This is a genomic window from Mesorhizobium sp. M2E.F.Ca.ET.209.01.1.1 (genome assembly GCF_004010375.2).
Classification (GTDB): domain Bacteria; phylum Pseudomonadota; class Alphaproteobacteria; order Rhizobiales; family Rhizobiaceae; genus Mesorhizobium.
In genome coordinates this window covers 44,218-67,520 of the sequence record NZ_SADP02000018.1, presented here as the reverse complement: position 1 = coordinate 67,520, position 23,303 = coordinate 44,218, and the positions used below count along the sequence as shown (strand labels likewise).

At 60.9% G+C, this 23,303-nt stretch carries 20 protein-coding genes, 1 pseudogene and 1 riboswitch; of the genes and pseudogenes, 7 read left to right on the top strand and 14 right to left on the bottom strand.

Annotation, left to right across the window (positions count from 1 at the left end; all coding sequences use genetic code 11):
* Nucleotides 1-57: 57 nt before the first annotated feature.
* The gene (locus tag EN852_RS26980; protein ID WP_127878372.1) at nt 58-771 is read left to right on the top strand and encodes a DJ-1/PfpI family protein; all 714 of its coding nucleotides are present in this window, start codon (nt 58-60) and stop codon (nt 769-771) included.
* 329 nt (nt 772-1,100) lie between these two features.
* Nucleotides 1,101-2,846, top strand: coding sequence for an adenylate/guanylate cyclase domain-containing protein (locus EN852_RS26975; protein ID WP_127863988.1), 1,746 nt, complete (start codon nt 1,101-1,103; stop codon nt 2,844-2,846).
* A gap of 267 nt (nt 2,847-3,113) precedes the next feature.
* Here EN852_RS26975 and EN852_RS26965 read toward each other — a convergent pair whose 3' ends face one another.
* The 3 genes from EN852_RS26965 to EN852_RS26960 all read right to left on the bottom strand — a co-directional run bounded on the left by EN852_RS26965 (nt 3,114) and on the right by EN852_RS26960 (nt 9,049).
* Complete coding sequence (locus tag EN852_RS26965; RefSeq protein ID WP_127878370.1) at nt 3,114-4,787, bottom strand: winged helix-turn-helix domain-containing protein; 1,674 nt, start codon at nt 4,785-4,787, stop codon at nt 3,114-3,116.
* Nucleotides 4,788-5,757: 970 nt separating this feature from the next.
* The gene (locus EN852_RS43235; RefSeq protein WP_281035841.1) at nt 5,758-5,883 is read right to left on the bottom strand and encodes a hypothetical protein; all 126 of its coding nucleotides are present in this window, start codon (nt 5,881-5,883) and stop codon (nt 5,758-5,760) included.
* 1,429 nt (nt 5,884-7,312) lie between these two features.
* Nucleotides 7,313-9,049 carry a winged helix-turn-helix domain-containing protein gene (locus EN852_RS26960; protein WP_127878368.1) on the bottom strand — a complete coding sequence of 579 codons (1,737 nt, stop codon included), beginning with the start codon at nt 9,047-9,049 and terminating at the stop codon, nt 7,313-7,315.
* Between the two features lie 745 nt (nt 9,050-9,794).
* Between EN852_RS26960 and EN852_RS26955 the strand changes: the two genes are divergently transcribed.
* Nucleotides 9,795-11,126, top strand: a complete 1,332-nt coding sequence (locus EN852_RS26955) for a sorbosone dehydrogenase family protein (protein ID WP_127878366.1) — start codon at nt 9,795-9,797, stop codon at nt 11,124-11,126.
* 530 nt (nt 11,127-11,656) lie between these two features.
* On the opposite strand, the pseudogene EN852_RS26945 reads toward EN852_RS26955, so the two are convergent.
* The 5 genes and pseudogenes from EN852_RS26945 to EN852_RS26920 all read right to left on the bottom strand — a co-directional run.
* A pseudogene (locus EN852_RS26945) lies at nt 11,657-11,812 on the bottom strand (ATP-dependent DNA ligase); the annotation flags it as partial.
* A 1,333-nt stretch (nt 11,813-13,145) separates the two neighbouring features.
* The gene (locus EN852_RS41000) at nt 13,146-13,295 is read right to left on the bottom strand and encodes a hypothetical protein (protein WP_189401962.1); all 150 of its coding nucleotides are present in this window, start codon (nt 13,293-13,295) and stop codon (nt 13,146-13,148) included.
* A gap of 823 nt (nt 13,296-14,118) precedes the next feature.
* Entirely contained in the window at nt 14,119-14,346 is a 228-nt protein-coding gene (locus EN852_RS26930) for a hypothetical protein (RefSeq protein ID WP_127878362.1), read from the bottom strand.
* A gap of 151 nt (nt 14,347-14,497) precedes the next feature.
* The gene (locus tag EN852_RS26925; protein ID WP_127878360.1) at nt 14,498-14,722 is read right to left on the bottom strand and encodes a hypothetical protein; all 225 of its coding nucleotides are present in this window, start codon (nt 14,720-14,722) and stop codon (nt 14,498-14,500) included.
* Nucleotides 14,723-14,727: 5 nt separating this feature from the next.
* Nucleotides 14,728-14,907 carry a hypothetical protein gene (locus EN852_RS26920; protein ID WP_127878358.1) on the bottom strand — a complete coding sequence of 60 codons (180 nt, stop codon included), beginning with the start codon at nt 14,905-14,907 and terminating at the stop codon, nt 14,728-14,730.
* 223 nt (nt 14,908-15,130) lie between these two features.
* Between EN852_RS26920 and EN852_RS40995 the strand changes: the two genes are divergently transcribed.
* On the top strand, nt 15,131-15,301 hold the full coding sequence (locus EN852_RS40995; protein ID WP_189546190.1) for a hypothetical protein: 171 nt from the start codon (nt 15,131-15,133) through the stop codon (nt 15,299-15,301).
* A 109-nt stretch (nt 15,302-15,410) separates the two neighbouring features.
* Here the strand turns inward: EN852_RS40995 and EN852_RS42530 are convergent, their stop codons facing one another.
* Nucleotides 15,411-15,761 (bottom strand): hypothetical protein, encoded by a 351-nt coding sequence (locus tag EN852_RS42530; protein WP_246694411.1) that lies wholly within the window; start codon nt 15,759-15,761, stop codon nt 15,411-15,413.
* A gap of 236 nt (nt 15,762-15,997) precedes the next feature.
* On the opposite strand from EN852_RS42530, the gene EN852_RS26910 reads away from it, so the two are divergent.
* From EN852_RS26910 to EN852_RS26900, 3 genes are read left to right on the top strand one after another with little or no spacing between them, the layout of a single operon-like run.
* Complete coding sequence (locus EN852_RS26910; RefSeq protein WP_127878356.1) at nt 15,998-16,768, top strand: DeoR/GlpR family DNA-binding transcription regulator; 771 nt, start codon at nt 15,998-16,000, stop codon at nt 16,766-16,768.
* Between the two features lie 19 nt (nt 16,769-16,787).
* Nucleotides 16,788-17,546, top strand: a complete 759-nt coding sequence (locus EN852_RS26905; protein WP_127878355.1) for a triose-phosphate isomerase — start codon at nt 16,788-16,790, stop codon at nt 17,544-17,546.
* A gap of 43 nt (nt 17,547-17,589) precedes the next feature.
* A complete protein-coding gene (locus EN852_RS26900; RefSeq protein ID WP_127878353.1) occupies nt 17,590-18,030 on the top strand; it encodes an RpiB/LacA/LacB family sugar-phosphate isomerase in 441 nt (146 codons plus the stop codon).
* A 39-nt stretch (nt 18,031-18,069) separates the two neighbouring features.
* On the opposite strand, the gene dhaL is transcribed toward EN852_RS26900, so the two are convergent.
* The 5 genes from dhaL to oiaX all read right to left on the bottom strand — a co-directional run bounded on the left by dhaL (nt 18,070) and on the right by oiaX (nt 23,146).
* Nucleotides 18,070-18,729: a dihydroxyacetone kinase subunit DhaL gene (gene dhaL, locus EN852_RS26895; RefSeq protein ID WP_127863978.1), complete on the bottom strand. Its 660-nt coding sequence runs from the start codon at nt 18,727-18,729 to the stop codon at nt 18,070-18,072.
* 10 nt (nt 18,730-18,739) lie between these two features.
* Nucleotides 18,740-19,747, bottom strand: a complete 1,008-nt coding sequence (locus tag EN852_RS26890) for a dihydroxyacetone kinase subunit DhaK (protein ID WP_127878351.1) — start codon at nt 19,745-19,747, stop codon at nt 18,740-18,742.
* A 74-nt stretch (nt 19,748-19,821) separates the two neighbouring features.
* Nucleotides 19,822-20,295: a 6,7-dimethyl-8-ribityllumazine synthase gene (locus EN852_RS26885; RefSeq protein ID WP_127863976.1), complete on the bottom strand. Its 474-nt coding sequence runs from the start codon at nt 20,293-20,295 to the stop codon at nt 19,822-19,824.
* 80 nt (nt 20,296-20,375) lie between these two features.
* Nucleotides 20,376-20,528: riboswitch (FMN riboswitch) on the bottom strand.
* 33 nt (nt 20,529-20,561) lie between these two features.
* Nucleotides 20,562-21,893 carry a four-carbon acid sugar kinase family protein gene (locus EN852_RS26880; RefSeq protein ID WP_127878349.1) on the bottom strand — a complete coding sequence of 444 codons (1,332 nt, stop codon included), beginning with the start codon at nt 21,891-21,893 and terminating at the stop codon, nt 20,562-20,564.
* A gap of 2 nt (nt 21,894-21,895) precedes the next feature.
* The gene (oiaX, locus tag EN852_RS26875; protein ID WP_127878347.1) at nt 21,896-23,146 is read right to left on the bottom strand and encodes a 3-oxo-isoapionate-4-phosphate decarboxylase OiaX; all 1,251 of its coding nucleotides are present in this window, start codon (nt 23,144-23,146) and stop codon (nt 21,896-21,898) included.
* Between the last annotated feature and the right edge of the window lie 157 nt (nt 23,147-23,303).

The following is a 23,303-nucleotide window of genomic DNA, read 5'->3' as shown; positions in this document are numbered from 1 at the left end:
AGGCGCGATGATTTCAACGGCACCAAGTCGGCTTCACGAACTTAGGGGAGAATTTGCATGGCTGAGTTCAACGTCGGCTTCGTGATTTTCCCGAACATCACTCAACTCGACTTCACCGGCCCGTTTGAGGTCCTGAGCCGGCTTGCAACGCCGCCGTCGATCTCGGCTCGCAGCAAGTTCCCGCAGTCGCGCACCCACGTCGCCGCCAAGACCATGTTGCCCGTCGTGAGTGACCGCGGCCTTGGCATCATGCCCAACTGCACTTTCGAAACTTGTCCCGCGCTCGACCTGCTTTGCGTGCCGGGCGGCTCGGGCGTTGTGGAAGCGCTCGCCGATGCAGTGACGATCGACTTCATTCGCCGGCAGGGCGCGCATGCACAATACGTGACATCGGTGTGCATGGGGGCGTTTCTTCTTGGAGCAGCCGGACTGCTGAAGGGGCGGCGGGCAGCGACGCATTGGGCCTATGTCGACCTATTGCCTCTGGTTGGCGCGCGTCACGAAAAGGCGCGTGTCGTGCGAGACGGCAACGTCTTCACGTCGGGTGGCGTATGTGCAGGAATCGACTTCGCATTGAGCATCATTGCCGAACTTGCAGGGCCGGAGGTCGCGCAAGCCATCCAACTTGGGATTGAGTACGACCCGTCGCCGCCTTTCGATGGCGGCCATCCCGACAAGGCGACCGAAGCGGCCACAACTCTGATGGTCCACCGCAACGAGGAGGCCCATGCGGGCATCAAGCAAGGGCTCGAGAAGTTTTCGTACAAGTAAGGTGTAGCCACTCTTCGGCAGTGCGCCGCGCCTCACGGGAGGTAGCTGCGGGGGGGGGGTATGACCTCGCAAACTGTCGCCCGTCGAATTGTCCGCTGTGATTGCCGCTAAGCCGGCCATGTCTGCTCCCAGATGATGGAACGGCCGGCGGAACGACCGAGGTGAAGGTGCAAGGCCGACGTGGGCAGATGGCGCGCTTCTAATCCTGTCGTAGAGGAAGGTATCAGTTGGTTGATCGTCTGGGCTCGCCGAAGCAACAGCGACACTTATGGACTTGTCTCCATGCCGTGACTATCCTGATGCAGTAGTCACGATCGTTCTGGTGCCGGATGGCCAAGCAAAGCGCGCCGCGACGCCTCGCCGCGATAATGAGCGCGGACGTCGTGGGGTATTCGCGCCTGATGGGGCTCGACGAAGTGGGGACTCTCAAAGCGCTCAAGCAGCGTCGCAGCGAAGTCCTGGCACCTCTCATCGCCAAGTACTACGGGCGCCTCGTAAAGGTAATGGGCGACGGAGTACTGGTGGAGTTCGCAAGCGCGGTGAACGCCGCCCAATGCGCGCTTGATCTGCAGCACGAAACAGCAAAGGCGAATAGGTCACTGCCTGAGCCCAAGCGCATAACTTTGCGCATTGGGGTCAACCTCGGTGACATTATCGTCGAGGGGAGTGACATCTATGGCGACGGTGTCAATGTTGCCGTGCGGCTCGAAACCCTCGCGGGGCCTGGCGAAGTGTGCATTTCCGCGAGCGTGTTCGACCAGGTGAAGCGCAAGCTCGACGCCGCCTTTGACGAGTTGGGAGAGCAAGCACTAAAGAATATCGCCGAGCCCGTGCGTGTGTATCGTCTGCGGCCGCTGCCGGGCGATCATATCGAAAGTGTCATCGAACCGACCCCGCCGAGGCTTCCCGCCAAGCCTTCTTTGGCGGTGCTTCCGTTCACCAACATGAGCGGCGATCGCGAGCAGGACGTCTTCGCAGATGGGCTGACTGAAGACCTGATCACCGACCTGTCTCGAAATGAGGGGTTGTTCGTCATCGCGCGACACTCCACCTTTGCCTACAAAGCCAAGGCGATAGACGTCCGCCAAATCGCCCGCGAGCTTGGCGTCCGTTATGTGTTGGAAGGCAGTGCGCGCCGCATCGACGGACGCGTTCGCATCAACGTTCAGCTTATCGACGCGACCGGCGGCGATCACCTCTGGGCGGAGCGCTTTGACCGCGGCATCGAAGATATATTCTCGGTGCAGGACGAGGTAACGGGCAAAATTGTCGAGGCCCTTGTCGGCCGACTTACCACGTTGCCCGCGCGCAGCCGCCCGAAAAATCTTGAGGCCTATGAACTCTGCTTGCGAGCGCGTCCGCTCATAGCCCATCTTGCCGGATCCGCCGAAGCAATCCGCGAGTGCGAGATCCTGCTGAGGGAAGCGATCACGATCGAGCCGGGTTATGCTGAAGCTATGCGCTGGCTCGCCTTCACCCTTTGGTCGTATTGGGCTCACAGCATAGGCTCGCCAGAAACCAAGAGGCCGGAGTCGATCGCGTTTGCGCTTCGCGCCGTAGAGCTCGACCCGAACGACGCTGGCAATCACTGGGTGGTTGGCTACCTGCAGGCCTATGAGCGTCGTTGGGCGGAGTCGGAAGCCGCTTTCGCCGCTGCCCTTGCGCTCGATCCCAATCACGCGGATACCCTTGTTATGAGTGCCGAAATGCTTATGTGGGACGGCCGCATCATTGAGGCAACCGACATGATCCTCAGAGCCTTTCGGCTTAATCCGCACCCAGCCGGCTGGTATTTCTGGATCTTGGGAATGGTCCACTACGCTGCTGGCCGGTATGATGCGGCAATCGACACCCTGCGCAGTGAGTCGACCTATCGCTCGGGCTCAAGGAAGGTGCTCGCAGCCGCGCTTGCGCTGGTCGATCGCGACCGCGAAGCGCGTCGAGAGGCTAACATCTTTATGGCCAATAACTCCCAGTTTTCCCTAGGACGGTGGGCTGCCTCCCAGCCGGCGCGCCATTTGGTCGTGGTCCAATACTTCGTCGACGGCATGCGCAAGGCCGGCCTGCCTGACTGACAAGTGTGCCGTTCGCAAATACGCCAACGGCGGCTCTCTGGCAAACGCGTCGCCTCTGTCATCGAAGGCGACACGATCGAGGTCCACGGCCAACGAATTCGCTTTAACGGCAGCGACGCGCCGGAGAGCTTCCTGGTGGCGTCGAGGCCGGTGCAGTGCGCGTTCGTCACCTGGGATTGCTATCAATTGCCTTGGCGCGGTGAAGGGCGCAATCCAAGCCTTCCAGGACATTAGTCGCGCCGTCCGACCGGGTCACACCGACAGCCGTCACTCCGGTAATCCCGCGATGCGCATATGTGCGGCCCAGCGTTCGAACCGAACGGGGTCGGTGTATAGCTTCTCCCATTTCTTGCGTTGTTCGCGAATGGTATCGCCGGGCGAATCTTTTAGGAAAGCCGCAAGCGCTTCCTTTGCCTCCCGGTCCTTTCCCAGGCAGGCGAAAATCCCGGCAAGCATTCGGTGCGCGCCGCTCGGAATACTGGCCATTTTCCGCATCTCCGTCAGCGCAGCCCCGCAATCATTCTTTTCGTAGAGTGCCCAGCCCATGTCCCAATGGTACCAGTCAGGGTAGAAAGGATCGATACCCATGGCCTGCTTGATCCGATCGATCGCTTCGTCGATGCGGCCGACGAGGAGCAGAGGAGCCGAGCTGGCCTCGAGGATCTCCGATTTGCTGGGGTTCAGGGCGATCGCCTGCTCATACCGTGCGAGGGCCTGATCCAGCTCGCCGGCTTCGGTATGAACGCGGGCGCGAACATAATAGGCGTCGGCGTCTTCAGGAGCGAGCAGGATAGCCTTGTCGGCGTACCAGGCGGCCCGCTTCAAAGCCTCGTCGAAGGTGTATTCCTGCCGGTGCCACCCGAATACCGCGTCATTGCGATAGGAAAAGGCCAGCGCCATATAGCCGAATTGCGAGTTCGGATCCGCTTCGATCGCCTTCAGGTTCAGCTGCCGGAACAGATCGTTCCCCGCAGCAGAGAAATCCTTGTCGAGCTCGGAAAGTCCCATCAGGTGATAGTGGAGCGCGCTGACCCGGGCAGAGTTGCTCTCAGGCCAGGCGCGCTCGATCCTGTGCCCGACCCGGTCCGCAAGCGTGCGGATGATTTCTTCCTGGACGACGAAAAGATCTCCGATTTCGCGATCGTAGGAATTGGCCCAGACATGTGATCCATCATGTGCATCCAGCAATTGGGCGGTCACTTTCAGCCGATCTCCGATCTTCTGCTGGCTGCCTTCGAGCAGGTAGTCCACACCAAGGTCATCTCCGATTTGCCTGGCGTCGGTGGGCTTATCACGGTACCTGAAGCTCGAGTTTCGGGCGATGACGGCATAAGTCTTGCTCCGCGCCAGCTCGGTAATGACCCCGTCGGCAACGGCATCGCTGAGATATCCCTTATCGGCACCTGTGCTCATGTCATCGAAGGGAAGGACGGCAATTCTCGGCATGTCGCTGGAACGAACCGGAGGGGCTCGCCACATCTCGGCTCCGTGGTACGCACCGATCGCTGCCGCGACGAAAACGATCGTAGCGAGAATGAAGCCGGCTCGCGGCAATCGTGACCTGGCTCCTCCCGTGCCGGCGGCGGCGCTTGGAGCAGTTGCCGGCGGATCGGCATTCAGCCTGTAGCCCCTCTTGGGGAAGGTTTCCACTATCGCGTGCGCGTCCTCGCCCAACGCGCGGCGAATGTCGGCAATGCATTGCGTAAGGCTGTCTTCGGTAACGAAGGTATCGGGCCAGACCGCCTGCATCAGCGCATCCTTGGACACGATCTCGCCCGAGCGCGCCGCGAGTGCTGAGAGCACCTCTGTGGACTGGCTGCGAAGATCGACCGCTTTGCCTTCAACGGTCCGGAGTTCTCCCTTTTTCGTCAGGAAAACAAAACCGCCGAAAGTGATCGTTTCAGCAGATTTCGGGTCAATTTCAGGAGTCTTTCGGGACATTTCACGCCCCTGACGCGCTCCCTTAGCATAGCCAATTCGGCGCTCGCATCCAAGCGATTCAAGCAGCACCGGATTGGAAGGAGGACGACATGAGTCCCACCAGACTCATCATCGCTCTTGCTCTTCATGTGTCAGCGCAAGCGTCTGCGGCGGCGGATCCCGACATCGCGAGACTCTGTGGTTCCCAACCATGTCAGGGAGATTAGCGGGGCGATGGAACCGTATCTTTTAATTACCCTTCTGTTCAATTTCGACGGCACTGTAGTAGCCGGCAGTCATGACAATGGCTTTCCTCCCAAGGTGTTGGTTTCAGAGGCCGAATGCAAATATCTGAAACATCAATATGAATTTATGTGGCCTCCTATTGGTCTTAACTATCTGTCTACCGAATACATCTGTGAGAGGGAATAAATGATTACCGCTTCTTCCTACAATGCTCAGACGACGTTCTAACCCGCAGCTGTTACTGTCTCGCCAGCTTCAGGGAGTAGGTCAGCGAAGGCGACCCCTCGCATCATCCCTGGTCACCAGCGACGACTTCTATCTCTCGTCCGAAGACCACTGCAACTGCACCATGGAATGTAGTCCCCCGTCATATTAGCGAATGCTAATCTGTGAAATGAAATCGCAACTCTTAGCGCGGAACTTCAACGGCCACCAAGCACGTCCGCGAAGGGTGCGGCTTCTCATCGTTGAGCACGTGCTTCCTCAGGGAAATGCTCCGTCCTGGGGAAAAATTCATCTGCCAACCGCCGCACAGACTCTGCCCACCCCGAGCTTCGCTGTCCATTCAGACGTCATCCGGCTGTCCAATGCGCATCCTTCGAAAACATCCGCGAGGTGCACCAAATGTCGGTAGCCGAGTTCGCTGCGCACCTTCGACCAGCTTACCTCGGAAGCTTCTTGGAAATCCGGCGGAACCCGCCATGACGCTGGATGACCTTTTCGGACACGCGGTGAAATTCTGCCATCAAACCGGAAAATCTTCCGGATCACTGCGCTCCAGCAACTCTGTCGATCCAAACACGTCGTAGAAGAGTGCAATCACCTGGCGCCGCTCGCCAGCGAGCTGAATTGCTTGAACACGACTCTTCATCGTCAGCAGCCGTCAAGAATGAGCCGTAAGCTGGTCAGAACACTCCATTTGCAGCAGCTAAGCAAGCGATGCCCGAAGCGGCACTGGTGACCGGTTGGAATGTGTAGGCGTGAAGTGGAAGGTGAACGCTGAAGGCATCGAGCAAGGCACGCACCTTAGCGAAACACCGTTGCCGGTTTCCCTAGGGCGACTGCAAAAGCCCGACCACTAGGAACCGGAGCAGTGTCGATGCGATGCCACTGATCGCTGCGCATCTGTTAGGTACGTGAGTTTTGTCACAGACGGATCGGGGAAGCGACCTACCTTGCGGTGTGTGTTCCGTTGGCGGTGAAGGATGTTTTCCGATGTTTGTGAACCTCCCTTTGCTTGTGAAGCTTCCGATTGTCGTAGCTGGTCCCCTTGTGGATTGGCTCGGTCGCCGAGCCGATCAGAGGGCGCTATTGAAGGCAACAGACGACCTGAGCGGGTCCCCGGCTGAGATGCTTAGTGATATCGGGATTTCCCGTGACGACATCGAGACCGCGCGATGGTCCGCGCGAAAGTTAGGCTAACAAAAAAAGGCCCGGCCGCCGAGCGCCGGCGATGTCGTTACTTAGGCGAACCGTCAGAGGCCGCTGTTGCACGCCTGCCTGTGGCCAGGTGCCACGGGTATATCGTTTTACACAATCAACAAAGGGCTATCGCTATTAGTTAGCAAGGACTAATATGCCGGTGCAGTCGAGAGGGCCGCCTGCATGTCGGGTCGATCTGCTTTAGCTCCTGATACAATCGTCTCGACCACGATGCCCATCCCCATTTGCCTTGGCATTGCCCCTGACGAGCCTTGGATAGAAACGTTTCAAACCGATCAGGATGTTCGTCAGTATTGGCGAGGCTATGCCCTTGGTGGCGCGGTGTGCTCCGTTGTGCTGATCATCGAGCTTGTGGCAATTCACCTACTTATGGCGTCCTGACGGAGCTGGTTACACTCTGGGGACAATAAGCGGAGGCCAGCCGGTACGGGGAATGGCTGCTAAGGCTTCGATAAACATCATGCGAATCACCGGACGCGACCTCACCATTCTCGGGGATAATGCCCGGAGATTGCAGCGCCAGGCGCAGAAAGATCAGGAGGCCGTCTGCCCTGAAGGGCCGAGGCCAATCCATTGATGATGGACGGAGGCAAAGGAAATCCGCACCCGAGCTGGAACCATTACCTCATCAACTCGCCCAACCATTTGCCCATTGACCGTCTCGGCGAGGGGCACTGCCCGCCGACTTTGGCTCATGGGCATGGCATCCAGCCATTCCGCTGCTCTGGCTTACGCGAGCGTACGATCTTCGTCCGACCCAGCCAGCCGGCTGTATCCGACGACGTCGGCGGCGAGGGTCGCCGCGAGCTTGCGGGTCTCACTCACGTTGCCCCTCCTTTCGCGTGGGCTCGCTGCGCTCAGCACAACCCACTTTGCCGCGCCAGGTCGCGGAATAGCTTCTCATCATCGGGCCGCATTCTGCTTGTCCGGATGAACAACTCGTTTCCATTCTCCGGGCTTTCGCCGTTCACCACCTGTGCAAGATGCATCGCCTCCTCGATCCGACCGGCCGCAGTCAGCGACAAGACCGCAATACGCCTTATATGGGCGTGAGCGTTGCGATGGAGCGTAGCGCGCAGAGCCCACGCAGCAGCCTCGTCGGCTCTTCCGAGCCGCAGCAGGGAAATTGCCCGCACCGCTTGATTGGGACCTAAGAAGGGGTCGAACGGCGACAGTTCTCTGGCATGGTCGGCTGCTTGAATGGCAATCTTTGCATCCCCTGACCAGCCGTCGGTAAAGGCCCGCGCGTAATGCCCAAAGGCATAGGAAGGGCTGAGGATAGTTGCGCGCTCCAGCGCGTCAGTGGCTTCTTCGAGTGCGCCCATGATCCAGAGCGCGCGCCCGAGAGCGCAATGCGCCGCAGGGTCATATGGGTCGACCGCCACGGCGCGGGCCGCAAGATCGTGAGCGAGTTGCCCTTCAACGGAGAGATGCGACGGATCAAACAGGAAGGCTTTCAAAAAATGTGTGAACGACAGGCTCGCGTAGGGACTGGCAAAGCGCGGATCAAGGTCGATCGCGGCCTTGAATAGATCCTCGGCGACCGTATTGTCCTGGCCGGTGAACATGTGCATGTGGCCCAGGCCACGGTGATAGGCTTGCCATGCATCCAGTTCGTGAATAGCCCGCCCAGTCGCGATGTTGCGCTCCGCGAGATTGACCTCGTCCGCGATCAGCATTGCAATTTCGTCGGCCAAGGCCTGCCCGAACTGCGAGATCAATGCGAGGGGCTTCGAGAATCTTTCGGAAAAGAGCGCGCGGCCGTCAGCCGCCGCGACCAACTCGACATCGACCCGCAGCGTCGGTCCGTGCAGCGTGATGTTGCCGGCGCATACATAATCGCAGCGAAGCACCCGGGCGGCCTCCAGGCTGTTCAATCCGAGGGATGACAAAGCCTGTAGCGAGTTCGCTGCGATGACGAAGACGGTTCGCAGTCGGGCAAGGTCGCGGATAATGTCCCTCAGCAACCCGTCCCTCAAGACATGGAGGCGCCGGGAGGCTATGTCCTCGAGCGCGAACGGCAGCACTGCGATCGCCGGCCTGTCGCGCCCGGAGACGCGAGCAGCCTGTGCTTCAGCCGATCTCGCCGGTCCCAAAAGAGGCGTTGTCGACCGGCTTTCATCAGCCAACAACTCGAACGCACGCCGCAAGGAAGGGTCGCCTGGAAAATCCGTTGCATCAGGCCGCGTTTCAGGCTGAGCTGAGGAGTAGCGCGGCCCAACGTTCGATTGTGCGTCCGCGGTGGCTGAATCATCGGCTCGATCGTTTGCCTCCTCCTCAAGCGTGAGCATGTAGCCGCGCTTTGCGACCGTCTTGATCAGGGTTGCCCCCTCCTCCCCGAGTACGCTCCGAAGATCGCGGACGGTCTGTGTCAATGCATCGTCAGTTACGACGAGGCCCTGCCACACGACCTCGAATATCTGATCTCGACTCACCACACGGTTTGCGTGCTCGACCAGATAGACCAACAGGGAAAAGGTCTTCGCGCGAAGGTAGACCGGGCGGCCGTTCTCCAAAAGAAGACCCCGCTCCCGGTCGAAGGCGTATGCGCCAAGCCGGATGAGAGCTTTGTGCGCTTGATCGGCCCCGCTCAACGGCGTTCTCCCCTGAAGGGTGCCTAGGTATACCGAATCTCCTCATATTAGGAAACTCTCAACTAAAGACCATTGGATTCTTGAACCCCCAAGTTTCGTCTCAATTTCGGAAATCTTTCCGCTGGATATCAGGCCTGGCCCCGCAAGCTCACCTAGGCTGCGACTGCCGCCATAGCAGGCGGCTCAAGAGGAGAGGACGCCATGGCCACCATCGAATTCCTGCACAGAGCCGGGTTGCGACGCCACCACGAGAGTCGTGCTGTCCGCCCCATTTTCGCCCTCCTGAAAGTAGCGGCTTCTGCCATTCTATGGCTGCCACGTTTTTGGGCACATCGAACGCAACTCGCCCCTCTTGCGTCTATGAATATACGCGAACTTCAGGACCTCGGCCTGAACTCTTGCGATGTTGCAAATGCTTTTGCGCAGCCGAATGAGCAGGACCCGACAGTGTACCTAGCGGCTGTTGCCCGCGAGCGCAGGCTGCGAAGCCAAACCTAGAGCACTGATCAAAGACAAGTCGATCCCGTCGCCTGGAACACTTCTCGCAGCCACTGCCCTTGGCTCCATGAACTCCTCGCCGCGGTGCGATTTCCTTGCGAACGATGTTCTAATACGACGTCAGCGTATTGCTCCATGCCTGATCCCCGTCTCTCGCTAAGTGGTCGGTTGACGACACCACGTCGAGGAACAGTATGGCGGCCAGTTTTCGGTCAGGCGCAAGGCGAATCCGAACGGAGGACGTTCGATGCATGCTGGCTTCTCACAAAACTTGATCATAGCTGGATTGGGAGCCCTCATAGTCAGCTGCGCTGGCGTTCCCGCTCAGAAAATGGTTCCCACAAGCGGTTACGGCCCCAACCCTACCCTGCCGAAACCGACATCCACGCTGATTCCGACCGTCAACGTCGCGGAGGCAACAGGCTGGCAGAAAGGTGATATGCCGACCCCGGCGAAGGGGCTCAGGGTGACGGCGTTCGCCACCGGCCTCGACCATCCGCGCTGGCTGCACGTGCTCCCCAACGGAGATGTGCTTGTGGCCGAAACCAATGCACCTGCCAAGCATGACGACGGCTTCAGCCTCAGAAAGCTCTTTATGAACCAGGCCATGAAACGAGCCGGCGCTGCGACCATCAGCGCTAACCGCATCACGCTCCTGCGCGACACCAATGGCGACGGCGTTGCGGATGTGCGCAGAATTTTCGTGGAAGGCCTCAATTCGCCATTCGGCATGACGCTTTCCAAAGGGAAGCTCTATGTCGCCGAGACCGACGCGCTCGTCGCTTTCCCCTACTCCAATGGCCAGACCCGAATAACCGCGCCGCCGGAAAAGATCGTCGACTTGCCGGCCGGAGACATCAACCATCATTGGACTAAGGACGTGATCGCAAGTCCGGACGGACGCAAACTCTATGTCACCGTTGGCTCCAACAGCAACGCTGGAGAAAATGGCATCGCCGCGGAGAAGAACCGCGCCGCCGTCCTTGAGGTGGATCGGTCTAGCCGCAGCACCCGGGTTTTCGCGTCCGGGCTGCGCAACCCGAACGGGCTCTCCTGGAATCCCGAAACCGGTGAGCTTTGGGTGGCCGTAAACGAGCGTGACGAGATTGGCGATGATCTCGTGCCTGATTACATCACTTCAGTTCGCAACGGTGCTTTCTATGGCTGGCCCTATAGCTATTATGGGCAGAACGTCGACGAACGCGTCAAGCCGCAGCGCCCTGATCTTGTGGCGGAGGCGGTCAAGCCCGACTATGCGCTCGGCTCCCATACCGCCTCTCTAGGACTGGCTTTCTCCAGCCGCACGTGGCTCGGCACGGCCTATGGCAACGGCGCTTTCGTTGGCCAGCATGGCTCATGGAATAGAAGCGTACACAGCGGTTATAAGGTGATCTACGTGCCGTTCCGCGACGGTAGACCGAGCGGGCCGCCGAAGGATGTGCTCACCGGCTTCCTCGGACATGATGGCAAGGCGATGGGCCGTCCGGTCGGCGTTGCTGTCGATCAGGCCGGCGCACTTCTCGTCGCCGACGATGTTGGTAACGTCATCTGGCGGGTCAGCCGAGCGAAGGGGCGTTAGCGCGGTGCCTTTCTGACCGCTTTTTCCGTAAGCGCGATCTCGAGCGCCTTCGAATACAACGACTGCTTTCGGGGCACAGCAAATCTTACCTGTACCGCCGAGATGACGCGCAAAGCGTCCATAGCCTTTTTTGTTTCGAACCCTTAGGATGCTATCGACACTTCCGTGTCATGCAGCGGAACAATCCCGGTGGCATAAAGAACAACGGCGTCATCGAACTCGCCGATTGAAGGATCCCCGGTCCGGCTGAACGCCACAACACCGGCAGAGCACCCGGCGAGCTCTTCGCCAGTCGCAAGGCATGCTCGGCATCTTGCACCTCCACCGCCGTTCCTGCGGTGACCGCTCCCCTTGGCGTGAAGTTGAAACTCTGGACAACAAAATATGTCAGCAACACTGCCTCCTGTGCCGCAACAGCGTGACTCAGGGTTGAGAACAAAACAAGTACAAACCTGCTCTTGGCCGCCCGTCGTTCCACAGGGCTCAGCTGCAACGCTACTCCGCCGCGGTCGGCCGATACTTGCTTGTCAGTCGATGCCGGTCCTGGTGTAGAGCCGGATGCCATCCTCGTCCTTGATAAGCTGGGTTCTATAGCCGTCGAACTTGATTTCGTGCGACCAGCCGTCACCGGCCGGCGGCCGGTCGACCAGCTCGGGCTCCATCGGTTTGATGAAAGTGAGACGCAACGCACAACCCCGACACAACGCGATTCAAGGCGCCGGCCGCTACCTTGTTCCGGAACATTTTAGCAATATTGAATGTTTATTTGGTTATGGAAAACGACCCTGCTTGCCGCGCTGCCTTGCGCATGATCCGGGCGACGATCGAGGAGCATTGCCCACCCGGCGTGCTGATGAGCGAGGAGCAGGTGAATGGGCACTAGGGCCCGACGCTACTCGACGAGGCCGAGGCACTGTCGGTTGTTGCCACCGTGGAGCGGCTGAGTTTTGAGCCCCGAGCAATACCTCCAGCGCCGAGCATAAAGACGTGAGTTTCCACAAGCACCGGGGTTGCCTGCTGTTATGACGTGAGGAGGCCGAGCTGCTCACCAAAAGGGCGTCGGGAGGCGCTTGGGCCGGCACCGCCTAGCTTGCCTTGTGGTAGGCCTGGGTGGTCTGAACCGCCTCAAGTAGCTCCTCTTCCGTTCTCCGGCCGCTCTCGAACAAGTTGACCAGTAGCAGGGCAGTCGCCTCAGCATCCGGACAGCCCGGCTGGCAACCGCGTTCGCGGCACAGAACGTCAAACACGCGCTTCAGCACGTCGAGATCTTCTGGATAAAAGGCATTAGGCGGTAGGTGCCGTTGCATCTCTCTGTTCCCGTCGGAGGCGAGAGTGCGTTGGTCGCTCTCAAGCAGCGGAGCCAAAAGCTTCTTATCCGGCAGGATGTTGGATCAGCACGGCGTATGCGAGGCCAACTAGCAGGATGAGCACAAGCCCAGCGATGAGGATGCTAATGGCGATCCATAGGCGTCTCGATTTCTTATCGTTGCTCACTCTGCCGGCTGCCCAGTTTTAGTCGCGCAAGGCGACAAAAAGCCCGCCGGCCGAAGCCAGCGGGTGAAGTGGGGGCTCGGCCCGGCACGTGGGCCAAGAAATTAATCATGCGCTCACAGCCGGCCGGGCGCGCCTACAAATGTTAAGAACTCGCAGGCTGCGGTCGCGCCGCCGTCTACACCGCCTAGAATTCGGCAGCCCGCTGCCGGTGGCTGAAAGCTAAGCCTGCGAAGAGCAAGCTTCACTAGCCGCTAACTCATCTCGCCGGTCGAGCGCTTCCTGCTGTGCCCGCTCGCGCGCGAGGGTAGACTCCTGGCAATGGAGGGTCGGCGGCCGGCGGCTTCTTCATATCGTCCTCTGTTCGCAGGTAGCGTAACTTTAGCTGCGGCTGATATACATGGCTAGGCCGGCTGGCTCACAACGGCAGGCTTAGGCTTGGCGGTCATCCACCAACGCTACCCAACGGAACCGCCGGACCGCTGCTGTTCGTTGTCGCGCATATAAGCCGACGCTTGTCGGCAAGCGTCATGCTCGCCAGCGCCGTTCGGCGCCGCGGGAAAGAATGCCGATTTCGGCTTCAGTCAGCGTGATCTGGTAGCGCTGTAGGGCATTCTTCGAGTAGATGTCGTCAGCAATAATCGAGACGGTCACATCGCCGTTCTCGTCGATTTGCACATCGTCGATCCGGAGCGGCGCTGAGTATATGCATTTCGGTGATGATCTTGGCTTTCGCGCAGGCTGAGTAGACAATCGCATGTGAAGAAGATCCCGTTGCCAGCAATTCGGCTGACGCAAGACTTATGCCAGCAAATTCGGTCCCGAGATGAGACAGGCCCGTCGGCTACTCCCACGTTCGTCCTTTTGGATACGTGCCTACTATTTCGGCCGGGGCGTATTGTTCGCTAGCCGGCGTCCGCGTTCGTACTCAGCGTCGGCTGGGCGGCTCGGCGGTTCAACCCAACGCACACCAACGGAGCGCGGGCCCGTCGGGCCACTTATGAACAAGGTGTCCAGCCCTTGCGCTACTCCGGCGTCAGGCGTGCTTGGAGGTTCCAAGCAAACATCGTTCCTCCCTTTGAAGGATGATGTCAGCCGCACATCGCGCTAGTTTGCTGAGAGAAGATCGGCATTTCCTCTTCAGCCGATCGTTCCGGCACCCGTCGCTGACTGCGGATGAACCAGCGGCGACGGGAGCGCCCGACGAGTTTCAGCGACCGGTGGCAAGGCGGACCTATGAATCCGTAAGGCAGCGATCCTTCGTTTGTACGACGGAGGTTTTCGCGACGATAGGCATGGGTCCGGTGGCAGACCCAGGAGGATAACTTTTTTGATCACCCGGCAACAAATCCGCACCCCCCGTACAATGCTTGGATGGACGCAAAACGAACTCGCGCAGGCGGCAGAGATTTCCGGAATGGCAGTGAGAAATATAGAAAGCGGGGCTACAGCCGATCCGCGCCCGAGCACGGTTGCTGCGCTTCGACAAGCCGTTGCAGCTCTAACCGCCGGTCGCGGGCTTGGGCGCTGGTGCCGCAGGCTTGGCGACGGAAGGCGCTTCCACCTTCGGCGCGTTTACGGAGACGCTGACCTCCTTGGGGCCGCCATTGCCGTTGAGGTTAATGACGCCCGTGAAGAACAGCAGCCCGACGATGGCTAAGATTGCAAGGACAATTGCAACTGCTGCGCCGCCACTGCCCGAGTTTACCACTGTAGGTCCGTCCGACATAACATCCTCCATTAGAAATATTGCAGATATTTTAGAACGGACTAATTCAGTCTTTGTTCCGAAACCGCGATCGGCGACATTTGTTGATCTAGACTTGTTTCGTATTGGTACAGCTAGGCGCGCCAGTACTAGAGCTGGCGCCGGTCCCCGGTCAGCGCTGGGGCGATTTCGAATCAGCCGGACCTATCAGCCGCTCCAACCGGGCGACGTGCTCCGCTTGCGTTTCGATGAACTTGCGCAGGAATTCTTCGGCTTCGTCTGTCGAATGACCATCCCGTGCAAGCGTTTTGATGAGAGCGCGCTGGCGGGCGATTATTGCCTCGCCTTCCCGGACGTGGCGCTCTGCCATCTGCACGAGAGTTTCGCGGCGAGGCATGAGACTTACTTCCGTATAATCCACTCCACCAACTGCGGATCGACAGCTGACAAGCCGGTAAAGGTCTGGATCAGTTGCGCGGCGAGTTCTCGCCATTGGCTCTCGGGCAGGCCCTGAGCCTCTTTGTGAAACGCTGATTTGATGATTTCGACATCCAATGCCGATAGGGATTTTGAATTCGCCATGATTCCCCTCACACATTGGCGGGGGCGAAGACAATTCCCCGCGAACGGAGAGGATTATATCCCTACGCGATTAATCTCGCGAGTCCTTATGAATGCCGGGTGGTGTCTCAGCTCGAAATTTGCATGCGCTTCCTCAGGTCAAGATGGAATGGAGCGTGGCGCGGAACTGTCGGGCCGCTTACGGGCAAGCCGTCCAGCCCTTCCGCTGCTCCGGCGTTACGGCATGGTTGGTGAATTGGAGATTTCGATCGTCACGGCCGGCGGCGCGGCATTCGCTGCACTAGATGATCTTCAGCAGATCCCAATGAAGGCAAGGCTGATCCCGCCCGAACCGCTTGGCCAGCTCGGCGACATCGAGGACGGCGCGACGCTGGCAGCCGAAGCAGTGGACTGACAAGCCCGTGCGGGCCGCAAGCTTGTCGCCGAGCGTGCCTTCCGAAAAGGGATACTTGTTTGACATCGTGGCGATCCTCGTAAATGGGGTCGCCGCACCGATGAGGGATTTATTCCTGACGCCTGCCGGCTTCAAGCTCTTTCAGGAAATAAGCTTCGTTGAGGAGCTTTTCCCAATCCGTGCCGAAGCGCTCGATCAAATCGTGAGTCTGTGCTTCCGTGAGATTCGCTTCTCGCGAGAGTCTCCCGGCGAGTAGGTCGAGTTCGGTGAGATCAGTCTCGGGCAAACTGCCACCGCGGTGCTGCATCGCGTGGGCGATAACCTCGAACACGCTGCCGACTTCCTCATAGATCTCGCTGACCTCAATGCCCTCCCGGTCCGCAGCTTCCATAGCTTGGTCAGTCAGATCGCTTATCGTGGCAGGGTCATCCGTGACCACTTCGGGCAGATGCTCAGCCATCCAACGCTCGAGAAAATTGGCTCCCCGTGTGCTCATTTTTCCATAAGCATGAGCTGTATATTAGGTTCCGCTCATCTTTTTCGAAACCTTCTCCAGCGGGCTGCGTTGCCTTACGCTCATTGCCCGACCGTGAAAATCACATAAATATTGCGAATAATATCACATTATCACAAAAAAACTGATATCTTCATTGGATATTGATGTGATATAGAAGACGCGTTTCGAAGGCGCCTGCAATGAAAATCGACAACCGCCGACAAGGCATCATGGATTTCCTGATGGAGGCCGGCACGGCTTCCGTCGACGATCTCGCTTCGCGTTTCGCCGTCTCTAAGATGACCGTGCATCGCGACCTCGACGAGCTCGAGGAAAGCGGCTTTCTGCGCAAGCTGCGTGGCGGCGCCACGATCCAGTCGAGCGGCCTGTTCGAGAGCGATTTCCGCTACCGCCAAAAACAGGCGGGCGACGAGAAGCGCCGCCTGGCAATGGCGGCCGTGGCGATGATCGAGCCCGGCCAGACCGTCATCATCGATGATGGCTCGACGGCCGGTGGCATAGCCGCGCATTTGGCCGAGTTGCGCCCGCTGACCGTGATCACCAATAACCTCGCCGTCATACAGGAGCTGTCGGGGCTCAGCGGCATCACCTTGATCGCGCTTGGCGGCCAGTACAGCAAGAAATTCCACGGTTTCTTCGGCCTCATCGCAGAGGAGACGCTACGGTCGCTTCGCGCCGATGTCGCCTTTCTCTCGTCGTCGGCCATCTACGGCGCTGCGGCATTTCACCAGGACCAGGAGGTCGTGCAGACCAAGAGGCTGATGATGGCGGCCGCGGCGCGCAAATACCTGCTGGTCGATCATGGCAAATTCGGCCGCACGGCATTGCACTTCCTCACCGACCTCAAGGCGTTCAACATCGTCTTCACCGGCGGCGAGCTGGAGCCGCCCGCGCGCGAAGAACTGGAAGCCGCGGCGATTTCGCTGACGGTTGTCGACAACAAAGATTGAACATCAGGAGCGCAGCGGCGTGACGTACTGGGTCGGAACAAGCTGGAAGATGAACAAGACGCTTGCTGAAGCGCTCGCTTTCGCCGAAGCGATCGCCGCGTTCACTCCTGGCTTCGACAAACGCATCCAGCTCTTCGTCATCCCGCCTTTCACGGCGGTGCGAGAAGTCAAGAAGGCGCTGTCGTCAACGCACATCAAGGTCGGCGCGCAGAACATGCATTGGGCCGACAATGGCGCCTGGACCGGCGAGATCTCGCCGCCGATGCTCAAGGATTGCGGCCTCGATCTGGTCGAGCTCGGCCACAGCGAAAGGCGCGAGCATTTCGGCGAGAGCGACCACGCTGTCGGCCTGAAGACGGCGGCGGCGGTGAGGCACGGGCTGGTGCCGCTGATCTGCGTCGGCGAGACGCTGTCCGAGCGCGAGAGCGGCAGGGCCGATGCGGTACTGACGGCGCAGGTCGAAGGCGCGCTGCAGTTCCTGGAGGGAGAAGCAAAGTCAGCCAGGATTCTGTTTGCCTATGAGCCGGTCTGGGCGATCGGCGACAAGGGCATCCCAGCCAGTTCCAACTATGCCGACAAGCAGCAGGCGCTGATCAAGAGAGTGGCCACTGCCCTGCTGCTCGCAACGCCGCCGGTGCTTTATGGCGGCAGCGTCAATCCGCAGAACGCCGGCGAACTGATCGGCCAGCCCAATGTCGATGGCCTGTTCATCGGCCGCTCCGCCTGGCAGGCCGAAGGCTACATCGACATCCTGCGGCGCGCCTCGGCAGCGGTCTGAATCCGATCGACATCACATTTCAGTCAAAGGAGGGACAAGAACCATGAAGATAGCCATCGGAGCCGACAGCGCCGGCAAGCCGCTCCTCGACGTGATCGCGGCGCACCTCGCCACCAAGCCTGGCCTTACCGTCTGCGATCTCAGCCAGCCCGGCTACTACGCCGACCTTTCGCAGAACCTCGCCCAGACGATCGTCGACGGCAAGAACGACCGCGGCATCCTGTTCTGCGGCACCGGCATCGGCGTCTCGATCTCGGCCAACAAGGTGCCGGGCATCCGTGCGGCACTCACCCATGACACTTATTCAGCGGAACGCGCGGCCAAATCCAACAATGCGCAGATCATCACGATGGGCGCCCGCGTCATCGGGCCGGAGCTTGCCAAGGCGATCGTCGACACTTGGCTCGCTTCCGAATTCGACGAGAAGGGACCATCGGCCGGCAACGTCCAGGCGATCAACCGCCTCGACGAGGCAAAGCGCTAACGCTGCTTGTTGTGACGCAAGTCCGGACGGAAAACCGCTTCACACTTTTCCTGGAATTGCGCTGTTTAAGCTCTGCGCCATTGCGCCGATGACCGTGACGGCCGAGGCCGCGCCTGGATCGACATGGCCAAGCGACCGCTCGCCGAGGCGTGAGGAACGGCCCTTGGCGGCGATCATGTCCTTGGTGGCTTCGGCGCCGCCCTCGGCGGCGGCAAGTGCCACGGCAAGACTGTCTGCGAGGCTCTTGCCAGCAGCCCGCGCGGCACCAGCGGCTTCGGCCGCTGGCTGCCAGGCATCGACCATGGTCTTTTCGCCGAGCTCGGCCTTGCCGCGATCCTTGATGCCCTGCGCCATCGCCTGGAACATGGCGATGGCATCGTCGGCGCCGAGCTTCGTCTTGCCCTTGACGGCGGCGGCGCCGCGCATGAAGGCAGTTGCGTAGAGCGGCCCGGACGACGCGCCGACCGCATTGAGGAATGATTTCGCCGCCGTGTTGAGCAGAGCTGTCGGGTCGGTCGCGGCGAGATCGAGGCCGGCAACCGCGTCGCGCGCTGCGTTGAAGCCGAGCTCCATGGCGATGCCGTGATCGGCATCGCCGATCACGCCGTCGAGTTGACAGAGCCGGTCCTTGTCCGCCGCGATCGCGGCGGCGATGGCGTCGAACATCTTGCTCAGTTCAGGCGACCCGATCGAGGTCATGGCAAACTCCTCAGCCGGCCCTGAACATCGCGCAGTCGCAAGGATGGTCGAGCATCGTCTGCAACTCCCCGTCGAGATGCTCCAAGGTTAGGGAGGCGCCGGCCATCTCCAGTGAGGTGCAGTAATTGCCGACCCAGGTCGCGTGCACCGAGACACCGATATCGTCGAGCCTCTGCTTGAGCCGACGGTTCATGATGTAGAGTTCCATCAGTGGCGTCGAACCGAGCGAATTGACGAGCACTGCTACATTGTCGCCGCGTGACGGCGCCATTTCGGGGAGAATCCTATCCAGCATCTCGTCGGTGATAGCATCGGCGCTCTTGAGCGCGCCGCGCGCGATGCCGGGCTCGCCGTGGATGCCCATGCCGACCTCCATCTCGTCGGCGCCGATCTCGAAATTCGGCCGCCGCGTCTGCGGCAGCGAACAAGGCGACAAGGCGACACCCATGGTGAAGGTGTGGTCGTTGGCCTTGCGGGCGATGCGCTCGACCTCGTCGAATGAAAGCATGCGGTCGCAGGCCGCGCCCGCGGCCTTGAAGATGAAGAAATTGCCGGCGACGCCGCGGCGTTTTCCCCGCTGGTCGCGCGGCGCCGAAGCGACATCGTCGGTAGTCAGCACGGTGCGCACCTCGATGTCGTCCATCGCCGCCATCTCGGCTGCCATGTCGAAGTTCATCACGTCGCCGGCGTAGTTGCCGTACATGAACAGCACCCCGGCACCGCCGCTCGCCGCCTTGGCGCATTCCAGGATCGGATCGGGTGGCGGCGAGGCAAAGACGTTGCCGATGGCGGCTGCGTCCGCCAGCCCCTTGCCGACGAAGCCGAGAAAGGTCGGCTCGTGGCCGGAGCCGCCGCCGATGACGAGCCCGACCTTGCCGGATCTCGGACCGTTGCGGGCGATGATAGAGCGCGGGCTGCCGTCAACGCTCCTGAGGTGAGCGGGATGCGCCGCGAGGATCCCTTCCAGCATCTCGTCAACGGCGCGGTTGCCGTCGTTGATGATCTTCTTGGTCTGCACGACATCCTCCCGATTTCAGTATTTTTGAGATACTACAGGCTTTTAGAGCAATTCCAGGAAAAGTGTGAAACGCTTCAGGCGGCGATGCGCTCCCGCGCCGCGAGAATCTCGACGCAGGCCTTGGCCGCTTCCTGGCCCTTGACCTTGAAGTGTTCGAAGAAGAAGCGGTGATGCTCTGCGCTGTCATGATAATTGTGCGGCGTCAGCACCGCCGAGAGCACCGGCACGCCGGTCGACAGCTGCACATTCATCATGCCGTCGATCACCGCGCTCGCCACGAAGTCGTGGCGGTAGATGCCGCCATTGACGACGAAGGCCGTGCCGAGGATTGCGGCGTAGCGGCCGGTCTCGGCCAGGGTCTTGGCGTGCAGTGGGATCTCGTAGGCGCCGGGTACGTCGAACACCTCGACGGCGAAGCGTCCGCCGGCAAGCACGGCTAGCTCCGCCTCGAACGACGCGACGCACTGGTCGACGATATCGGCATGCCAGCGCGCCCGAATGACGGCGACACGGTGACTATGTTGGTCTTTGGGGAAATGCTGATTCATGGGTCCATCCTTCCGTTTCGAACCAGAATCAGGACGCACGACACGGCCATTGAGCCCCGCGCGAGCGGGACCATTCACCGTTTCGTTCTCTTTCATCCGGACTGTGACCGTCGGCTCCGGAATCGCACCGGATCTGCTGACCCTCCCGTTGCCGGGAGGCGCTCGCGGGCTCGGGTCCCAGCTAAGGGTCCCTTACCGCCGGTGGGGACTTTCACCCCGCCCTGAGAACATTGACGCCGCTGGTATGGAAGCGCGGAGCCTGCCTGTCAACCGCCGAGACCGTCGCGAATGGCGGAGAAATAGCGGTCGGTCCCGACCTGCCCGCCCTTCAGCGCGACCTCAAGCCCGTCGACCGCCGCGATGCCGGAATGGGCGACGCAGAGCGGCGAGCCCGGCGACGCCGGTAGCGGCATGCGCACCGTCAGCGCGTCGACGCCCAATTGGCCAAGCGCATGGCTGGAGGTATCGCCGCCGGCGATGATCACACGCTTCAACGCTTGCTCCACGGTCAAGGCGCGCAGCAGCTCGCCGAGCCCGCGTCCGAGCTTGTGGCGGGCGCCCTCCTGCCGGTCGATCTCGGCGCCGCGATCGGCTGCTGGCCCAAGCGCTGTGTAGAGGATGACGCTGCGTCCGGCCTCGAGGCTGGCCTTGCCGGCTGCTGTCGCGCGCGCGATGGCCTGGTCGGACTGTTCGGACACCAGCTCGACCGGGTCGACCTCGATGCCGTCGAAGCCGTCGCCCATTGCGTGCCTGATCTGCCGTTCCGTAGTCGGCGAGCAGCTCCCCGAAACGACGGCGATGCGGTCGGCGGCGCCCGGCGGCGGGAAGCGGACGCCCTCGCCTGGGGCTGCGGGCTGCGCCCATTCGGCGAGCAGCGCGTATTCGATGCCGGACGAGCCGACGACGAAATAGCCGCCCGGCTTGCGAGCGCGCCAGATTTCCTTGCCGGCCAGCGCCTGGCTCTCGGGGCTGTCGATGTCGACGAGCAGCAGCGCCGCGCCCGCAGCCAGCCTGTCGAAGGCGGCGGCCCGGTTGGGCGACCGCAGCGTTGCAAGGTCGAGCAGATCCGACTTGAGATCGGTTTGGCGCGACAGGTGCACAAGCAGGTCGGACTCGTCCATCGGCGTCGCCGGGTGGCGGCTCATCACTGGATGGCGGTCGATGCGGTAGTAGCGGTCCTGATAGGCCGCGAACAAATGGCCGAAGGCGGTGTAGCGCCTGAGCTGCGGCGCGCCGACCACCAGCGGCACACAGCCCTGCCCGAACACGGCGCGGCCGATCTCGGCCGCCCGCCCGATACTGCCGATCACGGGACTGGAATCGAAGGTCGAGCAGACCTTGTAGTGGCAGATCTCGGCCTCAAGCGACTTCAGCCAGGTGAACGCGTCCTTGAGATGCGTGTCCATCCATTGCGGGGACTCGCTGCGGCTGGTGCCGGCAAGGCCGACGGCACGGCAATGCGCAAAGCGCGCCAGCAGGCCGGCATCCGGCTTGCGCATGAAAAGCACAGTCGGCACGCCGCCGAGCTCCAGCGCCTCCATGACGTCAGTCGAGCCGGTGAGGTCGTCGCCATAGTAACTGAGGAGCAGGTTCTGCATGATCAGGCCGCCTTGCCGTCGCCGAACTTCTCGATCGAGCGCGCCAGCTCGGCATGGCTCCTGGCGAATTCGTTGAGCGCAATGCCCTCGACCGCCGCCTGCCACGCCTGCTGCACTGCGCGCACGCCGGCGCCCGGCCCGTCCGGATGGCTGACGATGCCGCCGCCGCACAGATAAAGCAGGTCGACCGTGCGGCCGGTGCGCGCGTAGGTCTCCGGCGCCTGCCCGCCCCACTGGCCGGATCCCGCCACCGGCAGCGCGCAATCCTCGGGCGAAAACAGCGGCGTCGTCACCGCTTCGAAGGAGCGGATGAAGGAGTCGTCTGGCTCCCAGTATTTCGAGGCGATGCCGTTGATCTGGAACTGGTCGACGCCGAGCAGCCGCCAGAACTGCTGCCAAACCTTGAAATCAAAGCCGAGTCCGGGATGGCGGGTGAGGATGTCCCAGCCGTTGCGGTGGGCATGCAGCACCAGGCCTGAGCGCTTGCGCAGGTAAGCCATGCCGCCGAAGCCGATGGAGTTGATGTTGACCACCGCGCAATTGCCGCCGGCCTTGATCACCATATCGTGGTTGCGCATCATCTCGTCCGGATCGGCATGCGAGATGCCAAAGGCGTACATCACCTTCTTGCCGGTCTTCTGCTCATGCTCGAGGATCAGCGGCATGATCGCCTTCACCCGCTCCGACAGCGGCGAATAGGCTGGGCTCATCAGCTTCTCGTCGTCCTTGATGAAGTCGACGCCGGCCTCAATCAGCTCGCCCACCATCTCGGCCGTCTCGTGCGGCCTCAAGCCCAGCGCCGGCTTGACGATGGTGCCGATGATCGGCCGCCCTTCGACGCCGGTCAGCCGGCGGCTGCCGGCGACACCGAATTGCGGGCCTGGATGCGCGCCCCTGAATTCTTCCGGCAGCTTCATGTCGATAACCCGAATGCCCGACAGGCCCCTGATCGAGAACGTGCCGCCGATCGCGATCGTCATCAGCGCCGCAAGGTCGGTGCCGATGGCGTCGAAGGGAAAGCCGATATCGACATCGGCCCGCCTGAACGGGCCGGGACCCGCCTCAGGGATCGATGGGGGCGCGGCCTCGGGCAGATGCCGGATCGCCAGCACGCGCGCCGCCACGCGCGCCTTCAGCTCCTCGGTCTCGCCGGGCAGCGCGACGAAGGTGCCGGTCGACTGGTCGCTGGCGATCTTGGCGGCCAGCGCCTCGACGCTCCCCGAGGTCTCGATGCGATAGGTGAGGACGATCATGGCCGGTCATACCGAGGTCGAATGGCAGGAAATCAATTCCCTGAATAGTAAATCTGGTATAATGAGTACATAAGCATTGCAAGCAATATCCCGTCGGCGGCAGGCATTCCGGAGATCGCCGCCGCAATGCTAGATTGGGACTGGGTCAAGGGAGATT